Origin of the sequence: Levilactobacillus fujinensis (assembly GCF_003946335.1) — a bacterium.
GTDB lineage: Bacteria > Bacillota > Bacilli > Lactobacillales > Lactobacillaceae > Levilactobacillus > Levilactobacillus fujinensis.
The window spans coordinates 1-18,186 of sequence record NZ_RHNX01000023.1 but is presented as its reverse complement, the minus strand read 5'-3'; the positions used below and the strand labels follow the sequence as shown (position 1 = coordinate 18,186).

The 18,186-nt window shown below is 47.0% G+C and carries 13 protein-coding genes; 10 read left to right on the top strand and 3 right to left on the bottom strand.

Going from position 1 to position 18,186, the window contains the following annotated elements; genetic code table 11:
• Positions 1 to 277: 277 nt before the first annotated feature.
• Entirely contained in the window at positions 278 to 1,711 is a 1,434-nt protein-coding gene (locus tag EKM89_RS08975) for a C69 family dipeptidase (RefSeq protein WP_125687791.1), read from the top strand.
• Between the two features lie 442 nt (positions 1,712 to 2,153).
• Entirely contained in the window at positions 2,154 to 4,757 is a 2,604-nt protein-coding gene (locus EKM89_RS08970) for a cation-translocating P-type ATPase (RefSeq protein ID WP_125687789.1), read from the top strand.
• A gap of 88 nt (positions 4,758 to 4,845) precedes the next feature.
• On the opposite strand, the gene EKM89_RS08965 is transcribed toward EKM89_RS08970, so the two are convergent.
• The 3 genes from EKM89_RS08965 to EKM89_RS08955 form a co-directional block, all read right to left on the bottom strand.
• A complete protein-coding gene (locus EKM89_RS08965; RefSeq protein WP_125687787.1) occupies positions 4,846 to 5,919 on the bottom strand; it encodes a MucBP domain-containing protein in 1,074 nt (357 codons plus the stop codon).
• A 268-nt stretch (positions 5,920 to 6,187) separates the two neighbouring features.
• Positions 6,188 to 8,422 (bottom strand): ATP-dependent Clp protease ATP-binding subunit, encoded by a 2,235-nt coding sequence (locus EKM89_RS08960; RefSeq protein ID WP_125687785.1) that lies wholly within the window; start codon positions 8,420 to 8,422, stop codon positions 6,188 to 6,190.
• Between the two features lie 172 nt (positions 8,423 to 8,594).
• A complete protein-coding gene (locus EKM89_RS08955; protein ID WP_164510559.1) occupies positions 8,595 to 8,777 on the bottom strand; it encodes a hypothetical protein in 183 nt (60 codons plus the stop codon).
• A gap of 225 nt (positions 8,778 to 9,002) precedes the next feature.
• Here EKM89_RS08955 and EKM89_RS08950 point away from each other — a divergent pair, with 225 nt between their 5' ends.
• The 8 genes from EKM89_RS08950 (at position 9,003) to EKM89_RS08915 (ending at position 17,408) form a co-directional block, all read left to right on the top strand.
• Positions 9,003 to 9,203: a hypothetical protein gene (locus EKM89_RS08950; protein WP_125687781.1), complete on the top strand. Its 201-nt coding sequence runs from the start codon at positions 9,003 to 9,005 to the stop codon at positions 9,201 to 9,203.
• A gap of 169 nt (positions 9,204 to 9,372) precedes the next feature.
• On the top strand, positions 9,373 to 9,639 hold the full coding sequence (locus tag EKM89_RS08945) for a phosphocarrier protein HPr (RefSeq protein ID WP_011668257.1): 267 nt from the start codon (positions 9,373 to 9,375) through the stop codon (positions 9,637 to 9,639).
• Positions 9,639 to 11,372, top strand: a complete 1,734-nt coding sequence (gene ptsP, locus EKM89_RS08940; RefSeq protein WP_125687779.1) for a phosphoenolpyruvate--protein phosphotransferase — start codon at positions 9,639 to 9,641, stop codon at positions 11,370 to 11,372. The genes EKM89_RS08945 and ptsP overlap by 1 nt, the downstream gene beginning before the upstream one ends.
• 267 nt (positions 11,373 to 11,639) lie before the next feature.
• Positions 11,640 to 12,818, top strand: coding sequence for a glycosyltransferase family 4 protein (locus tag EKM89_RS08935; RefSeq protein WP_125687777.1), 1,179 nt, complete (start codon positions 11,640 to 11,642; stop codon positions 12,816 to 12,818).
• Between the two features lie 12 nt (positions 12,819 to 12,830).
• Positions 12,831 to 13,853, top strand: coding sequence for a glycosyltransferase family 4 protein (locus tag EKM89_RS08930; protein WP_125687775.1), 1,023 nt, complete (start codon positions 12,831 to 12,833; stop codon positions 13,851 to 13,853).
• A 4-nt stretch (positions 13,854 to 13,857) separates the two neighbouring features.
• Positions 13,858 to 14,892 carry a lysylphosphatidylglycerol synthase transmembrane domain-containing protein gene (locus EKM89_RS08925; RefSeq protein ID WP_125687773.1) on the top strand — a complete coding sequence of 345 codons (1,035 nt, stop codon included), beginning with the start codon at positions 13,858 to 13,860 and terminating at the stop codon, positions 14,890 to 14,892.
• Between the two features lie 77 nt (positions 14,893 to 14,969).
• On the top strand, positions 14,970 to 15,206 hold the full coding sequence (locus tag EKM89_RS08920) for a YkuJ family protein (RefSeq protein WP_048735739.1): 237 nt from the start codon (positions 14,970 to 14,972) through the stop codon (positions 15,204 to 15,206).
• A 138-nt stretch (positions 15,207 to 15,344) separates the two neighbouring features.
• On the top strand, positions 15,345 to 17,408 hold the full coding sequence (locus EKM89_RS08915) for an LTA synthase family protein (protein WP_125687771.1): 2,064 nt from the start codon (positions 15,345 to 15,347) through the stop codon (positions 17,406 to 17,408).
• Positions 17,409 to 18,186: the final 778 nt, after the last annotated feature.

Here is an 18,186-nt window from a genome sequence, read left to right as displayed (position 1 = left end):
ACATCTTAATTGATTACAACTCTATTTTACACAACCTCAGTGGAATGTCAACACATTCGTGAAAGTGTTACCATTGGCCACTGGCTAGGCCAATAGCCTCGGACTAGTGTTTGCAGGCTGAAAGGGGTACACTAATGTTTATAGTCTCTGTACACGGGACGGTTCGTTCATTTTGTTCAGGTCAAAATCTACCTTCGCAAAATAGGGTGAGGGGGATACTGATTAAATGATGAAGCGGACCATTAGCAGATGAATCAATTAAGGAGTGGTTTTAGTTATGAAAGCAGCAAAACACTTATCCGCTTGCACGACCGTTTTAGTCGGCAAGCTAGCAACAGTCGATGGCTCGACCCTCATCGCTAGAAATGACGATACCTTCTTACCCTTGACCCCACAACGGTTCTATGTTCATCCGGCGGAACATGACCAGCCAGAACGGACCTGGACTTCGAATCAAAACGGGTTCACGGCGCCAATTCCTAGCGACGGGTACCGCTACTCAGCAACCCCCAACGTGGAAGTCGACAAGGAAGGCGTTTATGCCGAAAGTGGCTTTAACGAAAAGAACGTGGCGATGAGTGCTACCGAAAGTGTTTATGGTAATCCTGATGCTCTGGCCTTTGACCCGCTAGTTGCTAATGGTCTGGCCGAAGACTCACTTCAAACGATGGTTTTACCATATATTAACTCCGCCCGTGATGGGGTTCGTTACCTGGGTAACTTGATCAAACAATATGGTTCCCCTGAAGGCAATGGGGTGCTGTTCTCCGATCACGACGAGGTTTGGTATATGGAAATCGTCACGGGTCACCATTGGGTGGCACAGCGCATTCCAGATGACGCCTATGCGGTCGCTGCGAACCAGGTCGCCATTCAACAGGTCACGTTCGATGACCCTGACAATTTCATGTACTCCGAAGGAATTCAAGAATTTGTAACCGAAAATCACTTGAATCCCGACCAAAATGGTTGGAATTTCCGCCATATCTTTGGGACCAGTACCGAAAAGGATCGGCATTACAACACGCCACGGGTCTGGTTTGGACAACGCGTTTTGAATCCAGAAATTGAACAAGATCCCCAGTCTAGTGAATTGCCATTTATTTGCCGGACCAGTCACAAAATCAGTGTGGAAGATGTCGAATATATTTTGAGTTCCCACTATAATGAGACCAAGTACGATCCGTTAGGCCAGGGTGCCGATGCAGACCGACTGAAGTTCCGGCCAATTTCAATGAATCGGACGCAAAACTCACATGTATTGCAGATCAGAAACGATGTGCCAGCAGAAAGTTCTGCCATTTTCTGGTTGTGCTTCGGGGTACCAGCCTTCAGTCCATACGTTCCGTTCTTTGCTAACGCCACGGATACCGATGACGCTTACAGTGAAACGCCAGTTCATCTGGACGATAAGAGTGCCTACTGGATGTACCGAAAGCTGTCGATGATTGTTGAATCCCACTACCAAAACTTTATTGAGTTGGATGTGGACTATGTGACGGCGGCTAAGCAAAATCTGCGAACACACGTGGCTAACACGTTGGCCCATGCCAAGAACCTGTCCGGGAATGACCTGACGGCTTACCTGACCGATCAAAATCATAAAGTGGTTGCTGACATGCGGACCAAGACCACGAAGTTTACGAATGACTTGATTGAAAAAGGGTTAACATTATCTAAATTGACTTTTAACATGGATCGTAATCTTTAATCATCCTTTGCGGTGGATAAAAAAACTGTCCCTTCTTGCATATGACGTAAGGCATGTAAAAATAGACTTTAAATGAGAATAGCTGGCATTATCTGATAACCCAGATTGTGCGAGCTATTTTTGTTTGGCCGAATGGTTGAGAATTGTGGAATGAATTTTTATGGCGAATTTTATCGCACTAGGACTAAAGAAAACTCTAAAATACCTAGTATGACTGTTGTAACAGCAATATTGAGATCAAAACTAGGCAACATTGACCAGTCAGCACCTTACTAACCGGCAGAATCGCTGGTCGTCGCAGTTCAGCAGTACGCGCATGAATTAATTTTTTCAGTTTTCCAAGAATCTTCACAATTCTGCCACAGTCTATACAAAACTTTTAGTAATAATAAGATTATAGTAATTGATATGATAATTCATTTATACAGTGGAGGATACGAAGATGACAAGAAAAGAGATGAAAAACGTAACGTTAACGGCCCAAACGGGGTTAACGACACAACAAGCGACGGACCGGTTGGCCCAGCATGGGACGAACGAATTAGTAGCAGCTAAGAAGCCTGCGTTATGGCGACAAGTGGTTCGCCATTTGAGCGACGTGTCTTCAATGGTCCTATTGTTCGCGGTTGGTTTGGCGAGCTACATGGCGTTATTTCAGGGTGGGGGCTGGACAAAGTCAATTGTGATTGGGTCAATCCTAGTCATCAACGTGGTGATTGGCATGTACCAGGAAGCCTCAGCCGAAAAGGCGCTGGCAGCCCTGCAATCGATGAGCCTGCCTACGACAACGGTTCGGCGTGAGGATATCGCCCAAGAAATCAAGGCCAAAGATATCGTGCCGGGCGACCTGGTCTTACTTAAGGCCGGCGACCAAGTTCCGGCTGACGGTATTGTGTTGGAAAGTACAAACTTGTCGGTCGATGAAGCCGTTTTGACCGGGGAAAGCGTGCCGGTAAACAAAGAAAAGGTGACGGCTCTCGACAAGCTAGCGGACGACCAACAAGTCTTCTCCGGTACGGCGGTGACCGCTGGAACGGCCGTGATGCAGGTCATCACGACGGGGATGGCAACGGAACTGGGGCAGATTGCGGGTCTGTTGAACAAGACCAAGAAACGGGCAACGCCGTTACAGGGACGCTTAAACCGTCTTTCTGGCTGGTTGACGACGTTTGCTGTTATCGGGGGTCTGGCCATCTTCGCCCTCAGCATCTGGATGCAAAACCAGGGACTTGCGGACAGCCTCATGATCGGTATCTCATTGGCGGTGGCGGCGGTTCCAGAAACGTTACCAATTATCGTAACAATCAGTTTGGCCCACGGGGTCAAGCGGATGGCGAAGCGCAATGCCATTATGCGACGGGTAAACGCCGTAGAAACAATCGGTGGCGTCGACGTAATTGCATCCGACAAGACTGGGACGTTAACGCAAAACAAAATGACGATTACGCGTTACTGGACGCCGGGTGACCAACCGGTGGCCGCAGAAAAGATGACGCCGGCTGGCAAACAACTGATGCGTTACCTGGGCTTGGCGACGAACGCCGAGATCAAATTGACTGATGGTGAGGAAAAGACGGTTGGGGACCCAACGGAACTCGCAATCGTACGCTGGTTAGGCCAGCACGAGCTGAGTCGGGCACAGTTTGAACAACAGGCACCACGGGTAGCCGAAGATCCATTTGACTCAACGAAAAAGACGATGGCAACGATTCACCGGCTCAAGGACGGTCAGCAGTTAGTTATTGTGAAGGGGGCCTTTGATCGGCTACCCGTGACCTGGACGGCGACAGAACAAGCGGCTGCGAAGCAAGTTCATGATGAGTTTGGTCGTAACGCGCTGCGGGTCCTCTCGGTAGGTTATAAGGTGGTCGGGCCAACGGCAACTGTCGATTGGGACGCGTTAGCAACGGGGTTAACTTTTGCCGGACTGGTGGGAATTATTGACCCACCGCGGCCAGAAGTGATTCCAGCCATTCGTGAGGCTAAACGAGCGGGTATCAAGCCAGTGATGATCACGGGTGACCACATGGTGACGGCAGAGGCCATCGCCAAGGAAATCGGCTTGCTGACACCGGGACAACTGGTGATGTCTGGTGACGAATTACGGACGCTGACGGACGCAGAATTGACGGCGCAGATCGAAAACATTGCGGTCTATGCGCGGGTTTCCCCAGCAGACAAAATTCGAATCGTTCAGGCCTGGCAAAAGCTAGGCAAGACGGTGGCTATGACGGGTGATGGCGTGAACGATGCGCCAGCCTTAAAGGCGGCCGACGTGGGGATTGCCATGGGTATCACGGGGACTGAAGTTTCTAAAGGTGCCGCAGACATGATCTTAACGGATGATAACTTTGCCACAATTATTGCGGCGGTTCGTGAAGGTCGGACGGTTTACCAAAATATTTTAAAAGCAGTAGAGTTTTTAGTGGGTGTCAACTTTGCCCAGATCTTCTTGATGGTGGGAGCGGTCCTCATGGGTTGGGGTGCGCCACTATTGGCAGAACAACTTCTGTTGATCAACGTGTTAGCCGATGGAATTCCAGGCTTCTACATTAGCCGTGAGCCAGGCGAAAAGGAAGCGATGGCGCAACCACCAGTGGCCAACGATGAAAGTTTATTTGCCAGAGGGCTCGGTGGTCGCTTAGCGATTCGTGCCGTGACATTTACGGGACTCACGTTGGGAATTTACGCACTGGGCCGGTTTAGCTTATCAGCTGGTCAGGCGACGGTTGGGATGACGATGGTCTTCTTAGTTCTCGCGATGGGGTCCATGATCGACATTTACGCCATCAAAGACCGCCAGCCACTGACGCTGATGAGTCTAAAACGTAATCCCGTGTTAAATGGGGCAATGTTGTTGGCCATCGGTTTAGTTTTACTGATTGCCATGGTACCGGGAATTCAAGGTATGTTTGGTCTTGTAGCCTTGCCGGCAGTAGCTTGGCTGATTGTGATTCCAGCAGTCTTTGTGCCAACGCTAGTTCTCGAAGTTGCCAAACGCTGGCAGCAACGCGGAACACAGCAATTGATCGGCGAGTTGGACTAAGTATTTCCGCAACGAAAAGAACCGCAACTGGCTATCCCTTGGAGGAGGGAGTCAGCTGCGGTTCTTTGTTTCGTTAAAAGTGATAGGATTAAGCGGATGCGATAGGGACTAATCGGACATAATTAGCATTAATGTAGGCATCGGGGCCAATTTGATACCAGACCAATTGTTGGTCGTCCACGATGCGTCCGCGAACATCTAGTGGTTCACCATGTTCAAGTTGGCCAATGCTCTCGCCATACGGTTCTTTAAAAATCGTCACGGCGGCATGCGGGACATAGTCAACGCTGCCTAGTCGTTCAAATGGCTGGACCGACCACTGATGTCGTTGTGGTAAGGCAGTTGGAAGCGGGTGGTCACGTAAGGCAGTTTCGGTGGCCACAAGCCACTGTTCACCACCGAGGTTGTACCAAACAGTGCCATCGGTCCGAGTTACGACAACGAACAATCGCCAGAGTGAATGTGCTGGGAATTGATAGCCATAGGGTTGCCCCGCTGGCTGATCTAAAACTTGATGGTCCGTCGTAAGCAGGACGTACTGGTGGACGCGCTGGACAGTTTGCCAAGCCTCTCGACGGTAGAAATAAATGACGCGTTGGGCAAGCTGTGAAAACTGACCGCGTTGCGCACCCTGTGCTTGAAAAATGCGATAGTTGGGAACTTCCGGTGGGGTTAAGTGATAGCGCCCGTCGAGACGTCCACGGTGAATTGTCGGTAAGGTTAAAAGCTGACCGTTGTCGAAATCAATCAAATAGGTAACGACAGGTTGGCCCCATTGTCGTTGATAGGTGAGGGTCGTTAACCCATATTCGGTGATGAAATCCTGCGTAAAACCGTGCGTATGGGTCAGCACGTAACCCGGAATTTCTGGAAAGCGGAAGCGAACAGCGTGATTCAGCTGTCCCGTTAAAATTAGAGCGGGCTGCAGGGGATGATTGCTTTCATCGACGAGTCGAACCACTAGGGTAGCGGCTGGGGCAGAAACTGATGGTTTTTCTACGGCAGTCGTTACCGGTGAGACAGTAGCGGTTGGTGCTGGTTGTGGGCGGTCGGAAATGGCAGGTGTCACTTTAGACGGCGTGGGTGTTCGATGCATTGCATGTTTAGGCCCGCGCCGGGGAGTTGGCTCAATCAAGCGTCGCAACCAGTCAAAAAATGCCATTTCGTCTCACCTCCATAAGTTTCCTTTTAAAACCTAGTATACCGCATTCACTGCACCCGTGGCAGGCAATTTTGAAGTGCTAGGTACGTCAAGAGCGTTCTGCGAGAAATGTAAGGGTGATTGTTGGCGGCAATCGTACCGATTCAACCCATATTTGCCGACCGGTAAGGCAATGCCTGGACGACGTAGCCTCATTTAGTCATAAACTTTCTTCAGAAGGGACCATAAAAAAGTGGCCGCACCAACAGGCACGACCACTCAGAAAAAACTAGTTATTATCAGAATCAGGAGTTGCCTTTGACGCAGCATTAGCTTCGGTGTCGGCAGCTAAGACGATCTTACCGTCTTCAATCTTGGCTACGAGGTTCTTAACGTCCGCGTGATCAAGGTAGAAGTCGGCAATCCGGTCTTCAATCTCTTCTTGAATGACTCGTCGTAGCGGCCGCGCACCCATCGCAGGGTTGTAGCCCTTAGTGACAAGCTGTTCTTCAACGGGTTCCGTAACGTGGATGTGGAGACCTTGGCCTGCCAACATCTGGTTAACATCGCCAATCATCAAGTCAACGATCTTCATCAAGTTTTCCTTGGTGAGGGAGTTGAATTCGAGAATATCGTCAAATCGGTTCAGAAATTCTGGCTTGAAGTAGTTGGTTAAGTTACCCAGAACGGAGTGAGTCTTCCCTTCTGCGGCAGCACCAAAGCCAACGTTGGCCTCAGCGTCACCGGTACCGGCGTTACTGGTCATAATGATCAGTGTATCCTTGAAGGACACCGTACGACCCTGTGAATCGGTTAAACGACCGTCGTCAAGAATCTGTAAGAACATATTCATGACGTCGGGGTGAGCTTTTTCAATTTCGTCCAGTAAAATCAGGGTGTAAGGGTGGCGCCGAACTTGTTCGGTCAATTGGCCAGCTTCTTCATAGCCAACATAGCCAGGTGGTGACCCGATCAACTTAGAAATTGAATGCGGCTCCATGTACTCAGACATGTCAAACCGAATCATGGCTTCTTGGGAACCAAAGAGTTCGTTTGCTAATTGCTTAGCCAATTCCGTCTTCCCAACACCAGTAGGACCGACGAAGAGGAAGGAGCCAATTGGACGACCAGTGCCGTTCAAACCAATCCGATTACGGCGAATTGCGCGGGCAACCTTATCAACGGCTTCGTTTTGACCAATAACGTGACCTTCAAGATCACTAGCTAAACTCTGGAGTTGATGTTGTTCCTTAGCTTGTAATTCACCAACTGGAATGTTGGTCTTTTCTTCGACGATGTCTTGCATGTCCTTGACCGTGACTTCAGCCGATTGATTTTGATCGGCGTTTGTGGCAGACGCCTTGGATTTCTCCAATTTCGTCACCTGGTCGCGGTAGTAGGCGGCTTTTTCATAGTCTTCCTGCTTTAGGGCAGCTTGTTTCTGTGTTTCGGCCGACTTGATTTTTTCATCAATGGCCTTAGGATCAGCCACGTTGATTGTTAAATTCTTCCGTGAACCGGCCTCATCCAACAGGTCAATGGCCTTGTCAGGTAAGAAGCGGTCTTGAATGTAACGGTCAGATAACCGAACGGCAGCCTCGATGGCGTCGTCAGTGTAGTGAACGTGGTGGTAATCCTCATACTTCTTTTGAATCCCTTTCAGGATCTCAATGGCTTCATCAGCACTCGGTTCATCAACCGTAACGGGTTGGAACCGTCGAGCTAGGGCTTGGTCCTTTTCAATATCTCTGTATTCATTTAAAGTCGTGGCCCCAATCAGCTGGAAGTCACCTCGGGCTAAAGCTGGTTTTAACACATTACCAGCGTCCATACCACCCTCAGCATTACCGGCACCCATGATTTCATGGATTTCGTCAATGAACAGGATGATGTCTGGACTAGACTGAACTTCCTTCATCAGTTGTTGCATCCGTTGCTCAAATTGACCACGGATACCGGTTCCTTGAACCAGTGAAACAACATCCAACCGAATGATTTGCTTGTTTGTTAACTTCTCGGGAACGTTACCTTCAACTATCCGTTCCGCGAGTCCTTCGACGACCGCCGTCTTCCCAACACCGGCTTCCCCGATTAAAACGGGGTTGTTCTTAGTCCGGCGGTTGAGGATTTCGATGACTTGAGCCGTCTCTTTGTCCCGCCCAATGACGGGATCAATCTTACCATCCTTAGCCAACTGGGTGAGGTTCAGTCCGTACTGATTGAGCAGTCCGTTGCCGGAACCTTGATTGCCAGCTGGTTGTGTTGGTCGATTTTGCTGTGCGGCAGCTTGCCGGTAGTCACCTTGATTGGCGTTACCGTCTTGCATTGCCCGGAAAATATCATCCAGGTTGCCAAAGCCGAATGGATCTTGTGCCATACGGCCACCTCCATTTCCAGAATCGTTTTGTTGCTGCTTAAGCAGTTGGTAACAATTTTGGCATAGGTCAACTTGTTGCCGCTGCCCGTTTACACTCATATATAGGTGTATCGTTGCTTCATTGCGGTGGCAATTTTGACATAGCATCTTGTCGTCTCCTTTCTTGCCTGGATTTCTCGTGAGAGGTCCCACGTGGTCTGTCCGAAAAGGTTTGACCTTTCTTGACCATTGACCACATTATACCGCGTTCCCTTCACCGTGCAAGTATTTTGTTTGGTGATGAAAGTCCCGTGTGTCAGGGGCTCTCTAGCGAACGACTTCATTTTAGCACTCCCGCATAGAGAATGCTAAAATGACTCCCTGAAATAATCAACTTTTTTAATTTTTGGTGGGTGTCATTCTTTGGCCAGTAGATGTAGAAGATCGTGTAGGTATTTTTCGCCTTATCGGTCGGCCGGTAAGGCGAAAATTGACCGCCGCTGTCCAATTTCAGTCTCTGCATCGCTGTGACACCAGTCATAATAGATGTTTTGAGTCGTTCAATCCTTGGTTCTGATCTGAGATTAATCTCTCAGGTGAAGTTTGCTGGCGTGTTTTTAGTGAAAATCTTTTGTATAATGGGTGAGTTAGCTCACTGACGACTAGTACGATGCATGCAGCGTGACGCCATCGTGGCTGGACGTCGTTACTAGCAAAGTGTCATGAACAGTCATGAGGGGGTGAAGAGGTGGCGAAAGACTTTACGGACCTGATGAATCAGTTAAAGGATAAGAAAATTGAGAAGTTTGAAGTGACTCCGGAAGATTTTCCGGCCTTTCAAAAGGCCTTTATGTTGTTTGACACGCGGAAACGGGTGGTTGGTCAAGCCAATAAGAATGGGCAATTGATTTACCACTACGATCACGATGCCGGAAATGACGGCGAATAGGGCTATTTTGATGAAAGCGGTTCACATAGAACTTGTAATTTATCGGCTAGATTGATATTCTTAGTAGGTAGACGTTATTCGTAAAAATGGTTGTTTGGCCAATGCGCAGGTCAAGACGAATGACGTTCAGTAAGGAAATCAACCTAAGCTTAAAGGAGATCGATCAATTATGGAAAAACGCGAATTTCATGTTACAGCAGAAACTGGTATCCACGCACGTCCCGCTACTTTATTAGTACAGGCCGCAAGTAAGTTTAACTCAGAAGTTAGCTTACAGTACCAAGACAAGTCCGTTAACTTAAAGTCTATCATGGGTGTGATGTCATTAGGTGTTGGTCAAAACGCTGAAATCACGATCACAACTGATGGTGACGACGAAGCCGACGCGATGAACGCTGTTGCTGAAACTTTGAAAAAAGAGGGTTTATCTGACTAATGAGGGCGATGCTCAAGGGAATTGCCGCCAGTGATGGTGTGGTTTGCGGTCAGGCTTACCGCCTGGTTGAACCAAATCTGAACGTTGAACGACGGTCAATCACAAATCTTGATTCCGAATTAAATCGATTCCATCAGGCCCTTGAAGCAGCCGTCTCAGACATTGAGACGATTAAAACTCGTGCAACTAAAAACCTGGGCGCTGACAGTGCTCAGGTTTTTAGTGCGCACATTGCGATGCTTCAGGACCCAGAATTGATTGCGGCAGTTGAAGCAAACATTAAAGATAAACGCATCAATGCCGAGTCAGCTTTAGCGGATGTCGCGACCGGGTACGAAACCACCCTGCAGGGACTGACCGATAATCCCTACATGCAAGAACGAATTACAGACTTGCATGACGTGACGAAACGACTGACTGGTCATTTGCTAGGGATCACGTTACCCGACTTGGCCTTGGTCGATCATCCAGTTGTTGTGGTGACACACGACCTAGTTCCCAGTGATACGGTTTCCGTGAATACCAAGTACATCTTGGGATTCATTACGGACGTTGGTGGGCGGACGTCTCACTCCTCAATCTTGGCGCGAAATTTAAACCTACCAGCCGTGGTGGGTACTCAAAATGCGACCGAGCAAATTCCAGATGGCGGAACGGTGATCTTAAATGGCACACGGGGAAACGTAATTGTTCAACCAACGGTAGATGAACTGGCTGCGGCCCGTCGAGACATGCAGGAGCGGGTGGCTAATCAGCAACGGTTAGCGACATTACGGCATCACGAGACGACTTCTAAAGATGGTGTCGGGGTTATGCTGGCGGCTAATATCGGAACGGCCAGTGATTTACCGTCAGTGATAGAAAATGGTGCGGAGGCAATCGGACTCATGCGGACCGAGTTTTTGTATATGGATGCTGATCAGTTGCCAACGGAAGACGAACAGTTTAACGTTTATCGCCAAGTTGTCCAATCCATGGCACCGCGGCCGGTGGTCATTCGGACTCTCGATATTGGCGGGGATAAGCCATTGCCTTATTTAAAGACTAAGCATGAAGACAATCCCTTCATGGGTGAACGCGCCATTCGGCAGAGCTTAGCACATCAGGATATTTTTCGTAGTCAATTGCGGGCCTTGTTACGGGCCTCGGCATTTGGCCATCTACGGATCATGTTTCCTATGATTGCAACATTAGATGAGTTCCGTCAGGCCAAGGCCATTTACGATGATGAGCGGTCGAAACTTACTACCGCGCAGGTCCCAATGGGGAAAGTCAAAGTGGGAATGATGGTCGAGGTACCCGCAGCGGCCATGTTGGCCGATCGATTTGCTCAAGAGGTCGACTTCATGAGTGTGGGGACCAACGACTTGATCGGCTATACTATGGCTGCCGATCGAACCAATCAAGACGTGGCTTATCTGTACCAACCGTATCATCCGGCTATTTTGCGGCTGGTCGATCGAATTATTCACGCCGGTCACGCAGCAGGGATTCCCGTTGCCATGTGTGGTGAAATGGCTGGTGATCCAATCGCTGTGCCCCTCTTGTTAGGCATGGGTTTGGATGAATTCTCGATGAGTGCGGGTGCCGTGTTAAAGACGCGTGAGCTGATCAGTCAGCTCAACGCTCACGATCTCCAGTCGTTGGTTGAAACAGCATTGAACTCGGCTAGCACCAGTCAAGAGGTCATCACTATGGTTCAAGCGGCAGTTCCAGGCGTTCTGCAGAAGTAACCAAAAGATTGGGTTAAATAGAAATTGAATGGCACTAGGAACGGGGATGGACCTGTTGCTGGTGCTTTTTGGGTGTCTAAAATAGAGTCTGATTTTGAAAATAGAGTTATGCTATCATTTAAAACTATTGGCCCAAGAAGTGGACTATTTTTCACCAGTAGCTGGTTGTGGTTTGCAATCACCTAGCCAAACCCATATAATTGTGGTGACTGTACAAAGCGTTATTCCAGAGAACCTAGCCAAACACAGACGCAAGGGGGATTGGCAATGAACATTGGCTTATTTACAGATACCTATTTCCCTCAAGTAAGTGGGGTCGCAACGTCGATTAAGACGCTGCGAGATCAATTAGAAAAACAAGGCCATCAGGTCTATATTTTTACGACGACTGATCCGCACGTTGAACGTAACGTTTACGAGCGGAACGTCTTTCGTTTTTCAAGTATTCCATTCGTTTCGTTTACGGAACGACGGATTGCTGTGCGGGGACTTTTTCAAGCCTACCAAATTGCGAAGGAATTAAATTTAGACATTGTCCACACGCAAACGGAGTTCTCGATGGGGTGGATCGGTAAGTTTGTGGCGCGTAACTTGGAAATTCCGTGCCTGCATACTTATCACACCATGTACGAGGATTATTTACACTATGTGGCTAACGGTAAAATTTTGAAGCCGGTCCACGTGAAGCAGGCGACCTTAGCGTTTTGTTATCACATGACGGGTGTTGTTGCGCCCAGTGATCGCGTGTTAACGACCTTAACGGATTATGGGGTTAAGACCCCTATCCGCGTGATTCCAACTGGCGTCAATTTACATCAATATGAGCAGCCGGACACGGCTAATTTACGGCGGAAGTTGGGTTATCAGCCCGATACCCCCGTCATTCTTTCGCTGAGTCGCTTGGCCTACGAAAAAAACATCAAGGAGAGCATTGCAGCTATGCCACAGATTTTGGCACAGGTGCCCGCAGCGCAACTCTTAATTGTCGGAGATGGTCCAGCACGAGAAGATCTGGAACAACAGGTGAAGGATGCTGGGTTAACGGATCACGTGTCATTTACCGGTGAAGTGAGCAACGATGAAGTCTTCCGATACTATCACATGGCAAATGTCTTTCTATCCTCGTCAGATTCGGAATCACAAGGATTGACCTACATTGAAGCCATGGCGGCTGGAACAAAAATCGTTGTTATGACCAGTCCCTATACCGATGACCTATTGTCGAGTCGGACCTTGGGGGTCACCTTTAAGGAGCCAGCTAAGATGATTGAAAACGTGGTTGATTATCTGCGGCATGGAGACGAAGAGCAGGACCCGGACTTATTAGCAAAAAAATTAGCTGACATTTCTGCCGATACCTTTGGTCAACGTATCATTGGCTTTTATCAGGATGCACAGGCAAACTATGAAGCTGCTCACGAGGATACCCCGGATTTTAGCAATTAGAGGAGTTATTGGATGTTAAAAATCAACATGTTTTCCGCTGCTGATTCTGTCAAAGGACAGGGTGTCGGCAGTGCTTACAATGAGCTCATGAATCTGATGCGCACCCGTCTAGGCGATGATTTTCAGGTGACGGTCAATAAGTATGGTCGCGCGGATTTGACGCATTATCATACGATTAATTTTTCCTATTACTTATCAACATTCTTACCTGGACGCGGCCGAAAAATTGGCTACGTTCATTTCTTGCCGGAAACTTTAGAGGGAAGCTTGAAGATTCCCCAACCCTTCCGGTCGATTTTTTATAAATACGTGATTGCCTTTTATAAGCGGATGGATCACATCGTAGTGGTCAACCCGACGTTTATTCCAAAGCTAGTGGCTTACGGGATTCCTGAAGATAAGGTGACATACATTCCGAATTTTGTGAGTCGTAAGGAATTCTATCCCGTGACAGCTGACAAAAAGCAGGCTTTACGGGATCAGTACGGTTATGACCGGCAAAAGTTTACGGTACTCGGGATTGGTCAGATTCAAGAACGAAAAGGCTTGTTTGACTTTATCAAACTGGCACGGCATAATCCGCAACTTCAGTTTATTTGGGCTGGTGGATTCTCCTTTGGCCGGATGACGGATGGTTATGCTGCCTTGAAGAAAGTCGTTGATAATCCTCCCGCTAATTTGAGCTTCCCTGGGATTGTGGATCGTGAGCGATTAGTTGACTACTACAACCTGACAGACTTATTCTTATTACCATCATTTAACGAGTTGTTTCCAATGTCCGTTCTGGAGGCCTTTAGTACCGGAACACCGGTATTGTTGCGTGATTTAGACCTGTATCAGGCCATCATTGCCGGGGATTATCAACCAGCAAAGGACTATGCGGAAATGAACCAGCAACTTCAGCAATTACCACAGGAGCCAGAAGCCATGGAACACTGGCATCAACAGAGTTTGGCGGCTGCTGAGCGCTACTCTGAAGAACACTTGACCACAATTTGGCGGGCGTTCTATCAGCAACAAGCAAAAGAGGGGTAAGTGCATGTCACGTCGAAATAAATGGGTACTCACTTTAATGCTGCTTTTGGGGATTGCAATTTTTGCCTTTTCGCTACGTGACATTAAATTTTCGGTTTTAATCAATGACTTCGTGCACATTAATTTTTGGTGGTTTGGGGTCGCTATTTTGTGTATGGTGTTATATCTCGGCTTGGAAGCTGTTATCGTCAAAGTCTTTATTTCGGATCGAATCGAAGGCTTTACGTTCAAGGATGCCTTACGAATTCCGATGGTGGAACAGCTGTTTAATGGGATCACACCGTTTTCTTCCGGTGGACAACCGGCACAGTTAATTGCGTTGATGCAGACAGGGGTCGATGCCGGTAAGGCCAGTTCGGTACTCCTAATGAAGTTCGTGGTCTACCAATCGATGATTGTGATTAACTTTTTAATTGCTTTGGTCATCGGATTTAACGACATTCAGGATAAACTGCACGCCTTAGTTTGGTTAGTCGTGTTTGGGTTTACGATTCATTTAGCCGTCATTGTTGGTCTGCTGATGGTGATGTTCTGGCATGCTTTCACGAAAAAAATGGTGGGGATCGTTCTGTATCCCTGTCGGTGGTTTATGAAAAAAGACCGCTTCACCCGAATGGAGAGCAATATTAACGGCAAAATCGATTCGTTTTACCATGAAAGTGTCCGGATCAGTGGACAGGGAAAATTGATGTTTAAGATCTTTGTGATCACTTTTTTCCAACTGATGTTTTATTATTTGATCCCGTACTTTATCATGTTAGCGCTGGGATATACGACGGCCAATATTGTTATGGTGACTAGTCTACATGTACTGATTGTCATGGTGATTTCACTGTTTCCTATTCCAGGTGGGTCCGGGGGGGCCGAGTATAGCTTTGAAATGATCTTCCGGAGTTATATTTCATCAAATAGCAAATTAGTTTTAGCAATGATTCTATGGCGCTTACTGACCTATTACTTTGGCATGCTGACGGGGTTAGTTGCGATGGTAATTCCCCCAGATAAGGTCATTGAAAAAAAGGATTTGCCAAATGAGTGAGTTTTTCTGCATTAGGGCGTGCCATACCGCCTCAAGTTTGGTAAAATCATTAGTGAAAGCTAGAAAGGGGACCAACCATGGAAGAATCTCAATTGATTGGCATTATCAATCGCTTAAAGGCGATGCAAGAGGATGCCACCGACGAGCCACAACCCCGTCGATTTGAAAAGGAAGGCGTTGAGCAGGCAACGGTTGTTTACAACCAGTTGAGCCACACCTACACCTTAACCGAACACAACCCGGAAACGACTTTTGAGTTTGATAACATCGATTTAGTAGCTATCGAATTGTTTGATTTGTTGACGGATAACTAACAAAACTATGGGTGCCATAGTTTTGTTTTTTTATACCGGGAAAAAGTTGCATTTTTCCAAAGGTTATGGAATCACATTGATTACCCGTTAATATCAGCTATACTATAGTGATGTTAATTATTTTGTGGAGGCAATCGCATGGCGAACTTTTTTAAGCGGAAGACGAACTGGGTAAACAGCCGAATGGGCTTTTTCCTGTTGATCGTCGTTTTATTTTGGGTAAAAACTTACATTGCCTATCAGACCGAATTTACTTTGGGGGCTAAGGGGAATGTTCAACAGTTCTTATTGTTGATTAATCCGATTCCAGCTGCCTTACTAGTATTCGGTATTGCGCTCTATTTCCGCGGGCGGTTAGCTTATTGGCTGATGTTGATTATTGATGTATTAGAGTCCACATGGATTTTTGCGAATGTACTCTATTACCGAGAGTTCTCTGACTTCCTCTCATTTGGGATTATGAAGGGCTCTAGTGACGTGGGGAATAATCTGGGGAAGAGTTTGGCTCAGATTACGCACGTCTATGATTTCTTTGTTTATATTGATATCGTGATTCTGATCATTTTATTGGTCACCCACGTGATTCGAATCGATGCACGACCGTTCAAACGGCGGTACGCGTTCTCCATTACAGTGTTGTCGTTTGGCCTGATGTTTGCCGAGTTCGGGATGGCCAATGCGGATCGCTCTGGGTTACTGACCCGGACGTTTGACAATAATTATATTGTGAAATACTTGGGACTTAATGAGTACGCTGCCTTCAACGCCTATCAGACGCAGAAGGAAAGTGCGACCCGGGCGAGTGCCAACGCTAGCGATATGAAGAGTGTTTTAAAATACCTGAAACAAAATCGGGTAAGTCCAAACGTTTCCTACTTTGGTAAAGAGAAGGGAAAAAATGTTTTCATTATTCACTTGGAAAGCTTCCAGCAATTTTTGATTGATTATAAGGTGGATGGTAAGGAAGTAACACCAACACTGAATAAGTTCTATCATAGCAAGAATACCTTGGCTTATAAGAACTTCTATAATCAGGTTGCCCAGGGGAAGACCTCTGATGCCGAAATGATGCTGGAAAACTCGTTATTTGGGTTACCACAGGGGTCAGCTATGACGACCTATGGGACACAGAACACGTTCCAAGCGGCACCGGCTATTTTGAGCCAAGAAGCCGGATATACCACGGCAGCATTCCATGGGGATGTGCCTAGCTTCTGGAACCGAGATAATACGTATAAGTCATGGGGCTACCAGTACTTCTTTAGTTCCAGCTACTATACAGAGAAGTCGGGCTATAGTATTGGTTATGGCCTGAAGGACAAGATCTTCTTCAAGCAGTCAGCTAAGTACATCGAACAGTTACCGCAACCCTTCTATGCGAAGCTGATTACGTTGACGAACCATTATCCTTATGAGCTGGATAAGAAGAACACAGACTTCCCAGCAACCAAGACTGGGGACAAGACCGTCGATCCTTACGTGCAGACGGCACATTACTTGGATCAGGCATTTGGTGAGTTCATCAGTTACCTGAAGAAGGCGGGACTCTATAAGAATAGTGTTATTGTGGCCTATGGGGATCACTATGGAATTTCAAATAACCACCGGCCAGCGATTGCACAGTTATTGGGCAAGAGTAAAGTGACCAACTACGATCTCGCCCAGTTCCAGAAGGTGCCGTTTATGATTCATGCGACGGGTCTTAAGGGGGGCATTCAATCAACCTATGGTGGGGAGATTGATGTGCTCCCAACGTTGCTGGACCTCTTAGGGGTTAAGAATACAGATACGATTCAGTTTGGCCAAGACCTATTGGCTAAAAATCGCAATCAGACCGTGGCCTTTCGGAATGGGAACTTTGTTTCGCCAAAGTATACCAAGATTGGTGGGACCGTTTATGATACCAAGACGGGAGATGCACTGACCTTGACGGCGGCGCAGAAGAAGGACGTCGCTAAGCTACAAAATCACGTTACAACTGAACTCTCATTGTCTGATCGGGTAATTTACGGGGATCTGCTGCGGTTCTATACACCAAAGAACTTTACAAAGGTCAATAAGACGGACTTTACGTATAAGCTGAAGCCAGCAATGGAACAGTTAGCGGAAGCTGAGGAAAAGGAAAAGACGAGTGTGCTTGCTAAGCATGATGGTAAGAGTACCGTTTCCGATTACAAGACTGATGCACCTGAATTAAAATAGAATATTAGTTCTATATGAAAGAAGTCAATCACGATAGCAGGTGATTGACTTTTTTTTTGAGTGAGGGGGGATTCTAGATGTTTGAAAATAGGTGTTATCGGAGGACAATCAAAAGGCCAGTGAAATCCGCGGATGAAAAATGTGGGCAATAGTATTACCTAGTTTGACTTATCCATTTGAGACGAGAGAGGCGGTAGGACACTTAGTGGTACCATAAGTGGAGTGCGTGATTATGCAGCCGGCACTTCGAGATGAAGTAGACCAGTTTTTGTGGTTTAGTGGTGGTTTGATGTCCTATTTTCAGGGAATAGAGAGGATGGCTGAAATTAATTTCAGTAAATATTCATTTTCCCCTTGACCGTTGCGGCAGATATTGGTAAACTATTTTCTGTTGTCATTTATGTGTGCAAACATTGTGACAGCAACGAGAAGTTGCTTCCTCAATAATTTAAAAAAAGGCTTGACGGTCTGGTTGATTATTGATATAGTAGTAAACGTTGTTGAGAATATTTATTCAACTTGGTTCGGAAACATCAATATTTATTCAAAAAGATGTTTAAAAAGTTGTTGACAGGTATTTGACGACATGATATACTTTAAAAGTTGTCACGGAGCACTTGTTTCTCTGATAACTTGGTAGACCTTTGAAAACTGAACATTGTTTCGACAAACCAAATATGTGTAGGGCGGTTTGATACTTGGTATCAAACCCAAAATATTTATTTGCGAAGTCAATTCGCTTTAAAAAATGTAACAACAATCGATGAGCTATTCAAGC

Excerpts from the sequence above, each read along its gene's own strand:
- EKM89_RS08920 (WP_048735739.1), top strand. The coding sequence starts at position 14,970 with ATGGAAGAATCTCAATTGATTGGCATTATCAATCGCTTAAAGGCGATG.
- EKM89_RS08935 (WP_125687777.1), top strand. The coding sequence starts at position 11,640 with ATGAACATTGGCTTATTTACAGATACCTATTTCCCTCAAGTAAGTGGG.
- EKM89_RS08945 (WP_011668257.1), top strand. The coding sequence starts at position 9,373 with ATGGAAAAACGCGAATTTCATGTTACAGCAGAAACTGGTATCCACGCA.
- ptsP (WP_125687779.1), top strand. The coding sequence starts at position 9,639 with ATGAGGGCGATGCTCAAGGGAATTGCCGCCAGTGATGGTGTGGTTTGC.
- EKM89_RS08955 (WP_164510559.1), bottom strand. The coding sequence starts at position 8,777 with ATGCAGAGACTGAAATTGGACAGCGGCGGTCAATTTTCGCCTTACCGG.
- EKM89_RS08975 (WP_125687791.1), top strand. The coding sequence starts at position 278 with ATGAAAGCAGCAAAACACTTATCCGCTTGCACGACCGTTTTAGTCGGC.
- EKM89_RS08930 (WP_125687775.1), top strand. The coding sequence starts at position 12,831 with ATGTTAAAAATCAACATGTTTTCCGCTGCTGATTCTGTCAAAGGACAG.
- EKM89_RS08970 (WP_125687789.1), top strand. The coding sequence starts at position 2,154 with ATGACAAGAAAAGAGATGAAAAACGTAACGTTAACGGCCCAAACGGGG.
- EKM89_RS08915 (WP_125687771.1), top strand. The coding sequence starts at position 15,345 with ATGGCGAACTTTTTTAAGCGGAAGACGAACTGGGTAAACAGCCGAATG.
- EKM89_RS08960 (WP_125687785.1), bottom strand. The coding sequence starts at position 8,422 with ATGCTATGTCAAAATTGCCACCGCAATGAAGCAACGATACACCTATAT.
- EKM89_RS08965 (WP_125687787.1), bottom strand. The coding sequence starts at position 5,919 with ATGGCATTTTTTGACTGGTTGCGACGCTTGATTGAGCCAACTCCCCGG.
- EKM89_RS08925 (WP_125687773.1), top strand. The coding sequence starts at position 13,858 with ATGTCACGTCGAAATAAATGGGTACTCACTTTAATGCTGCTTTTGGGG.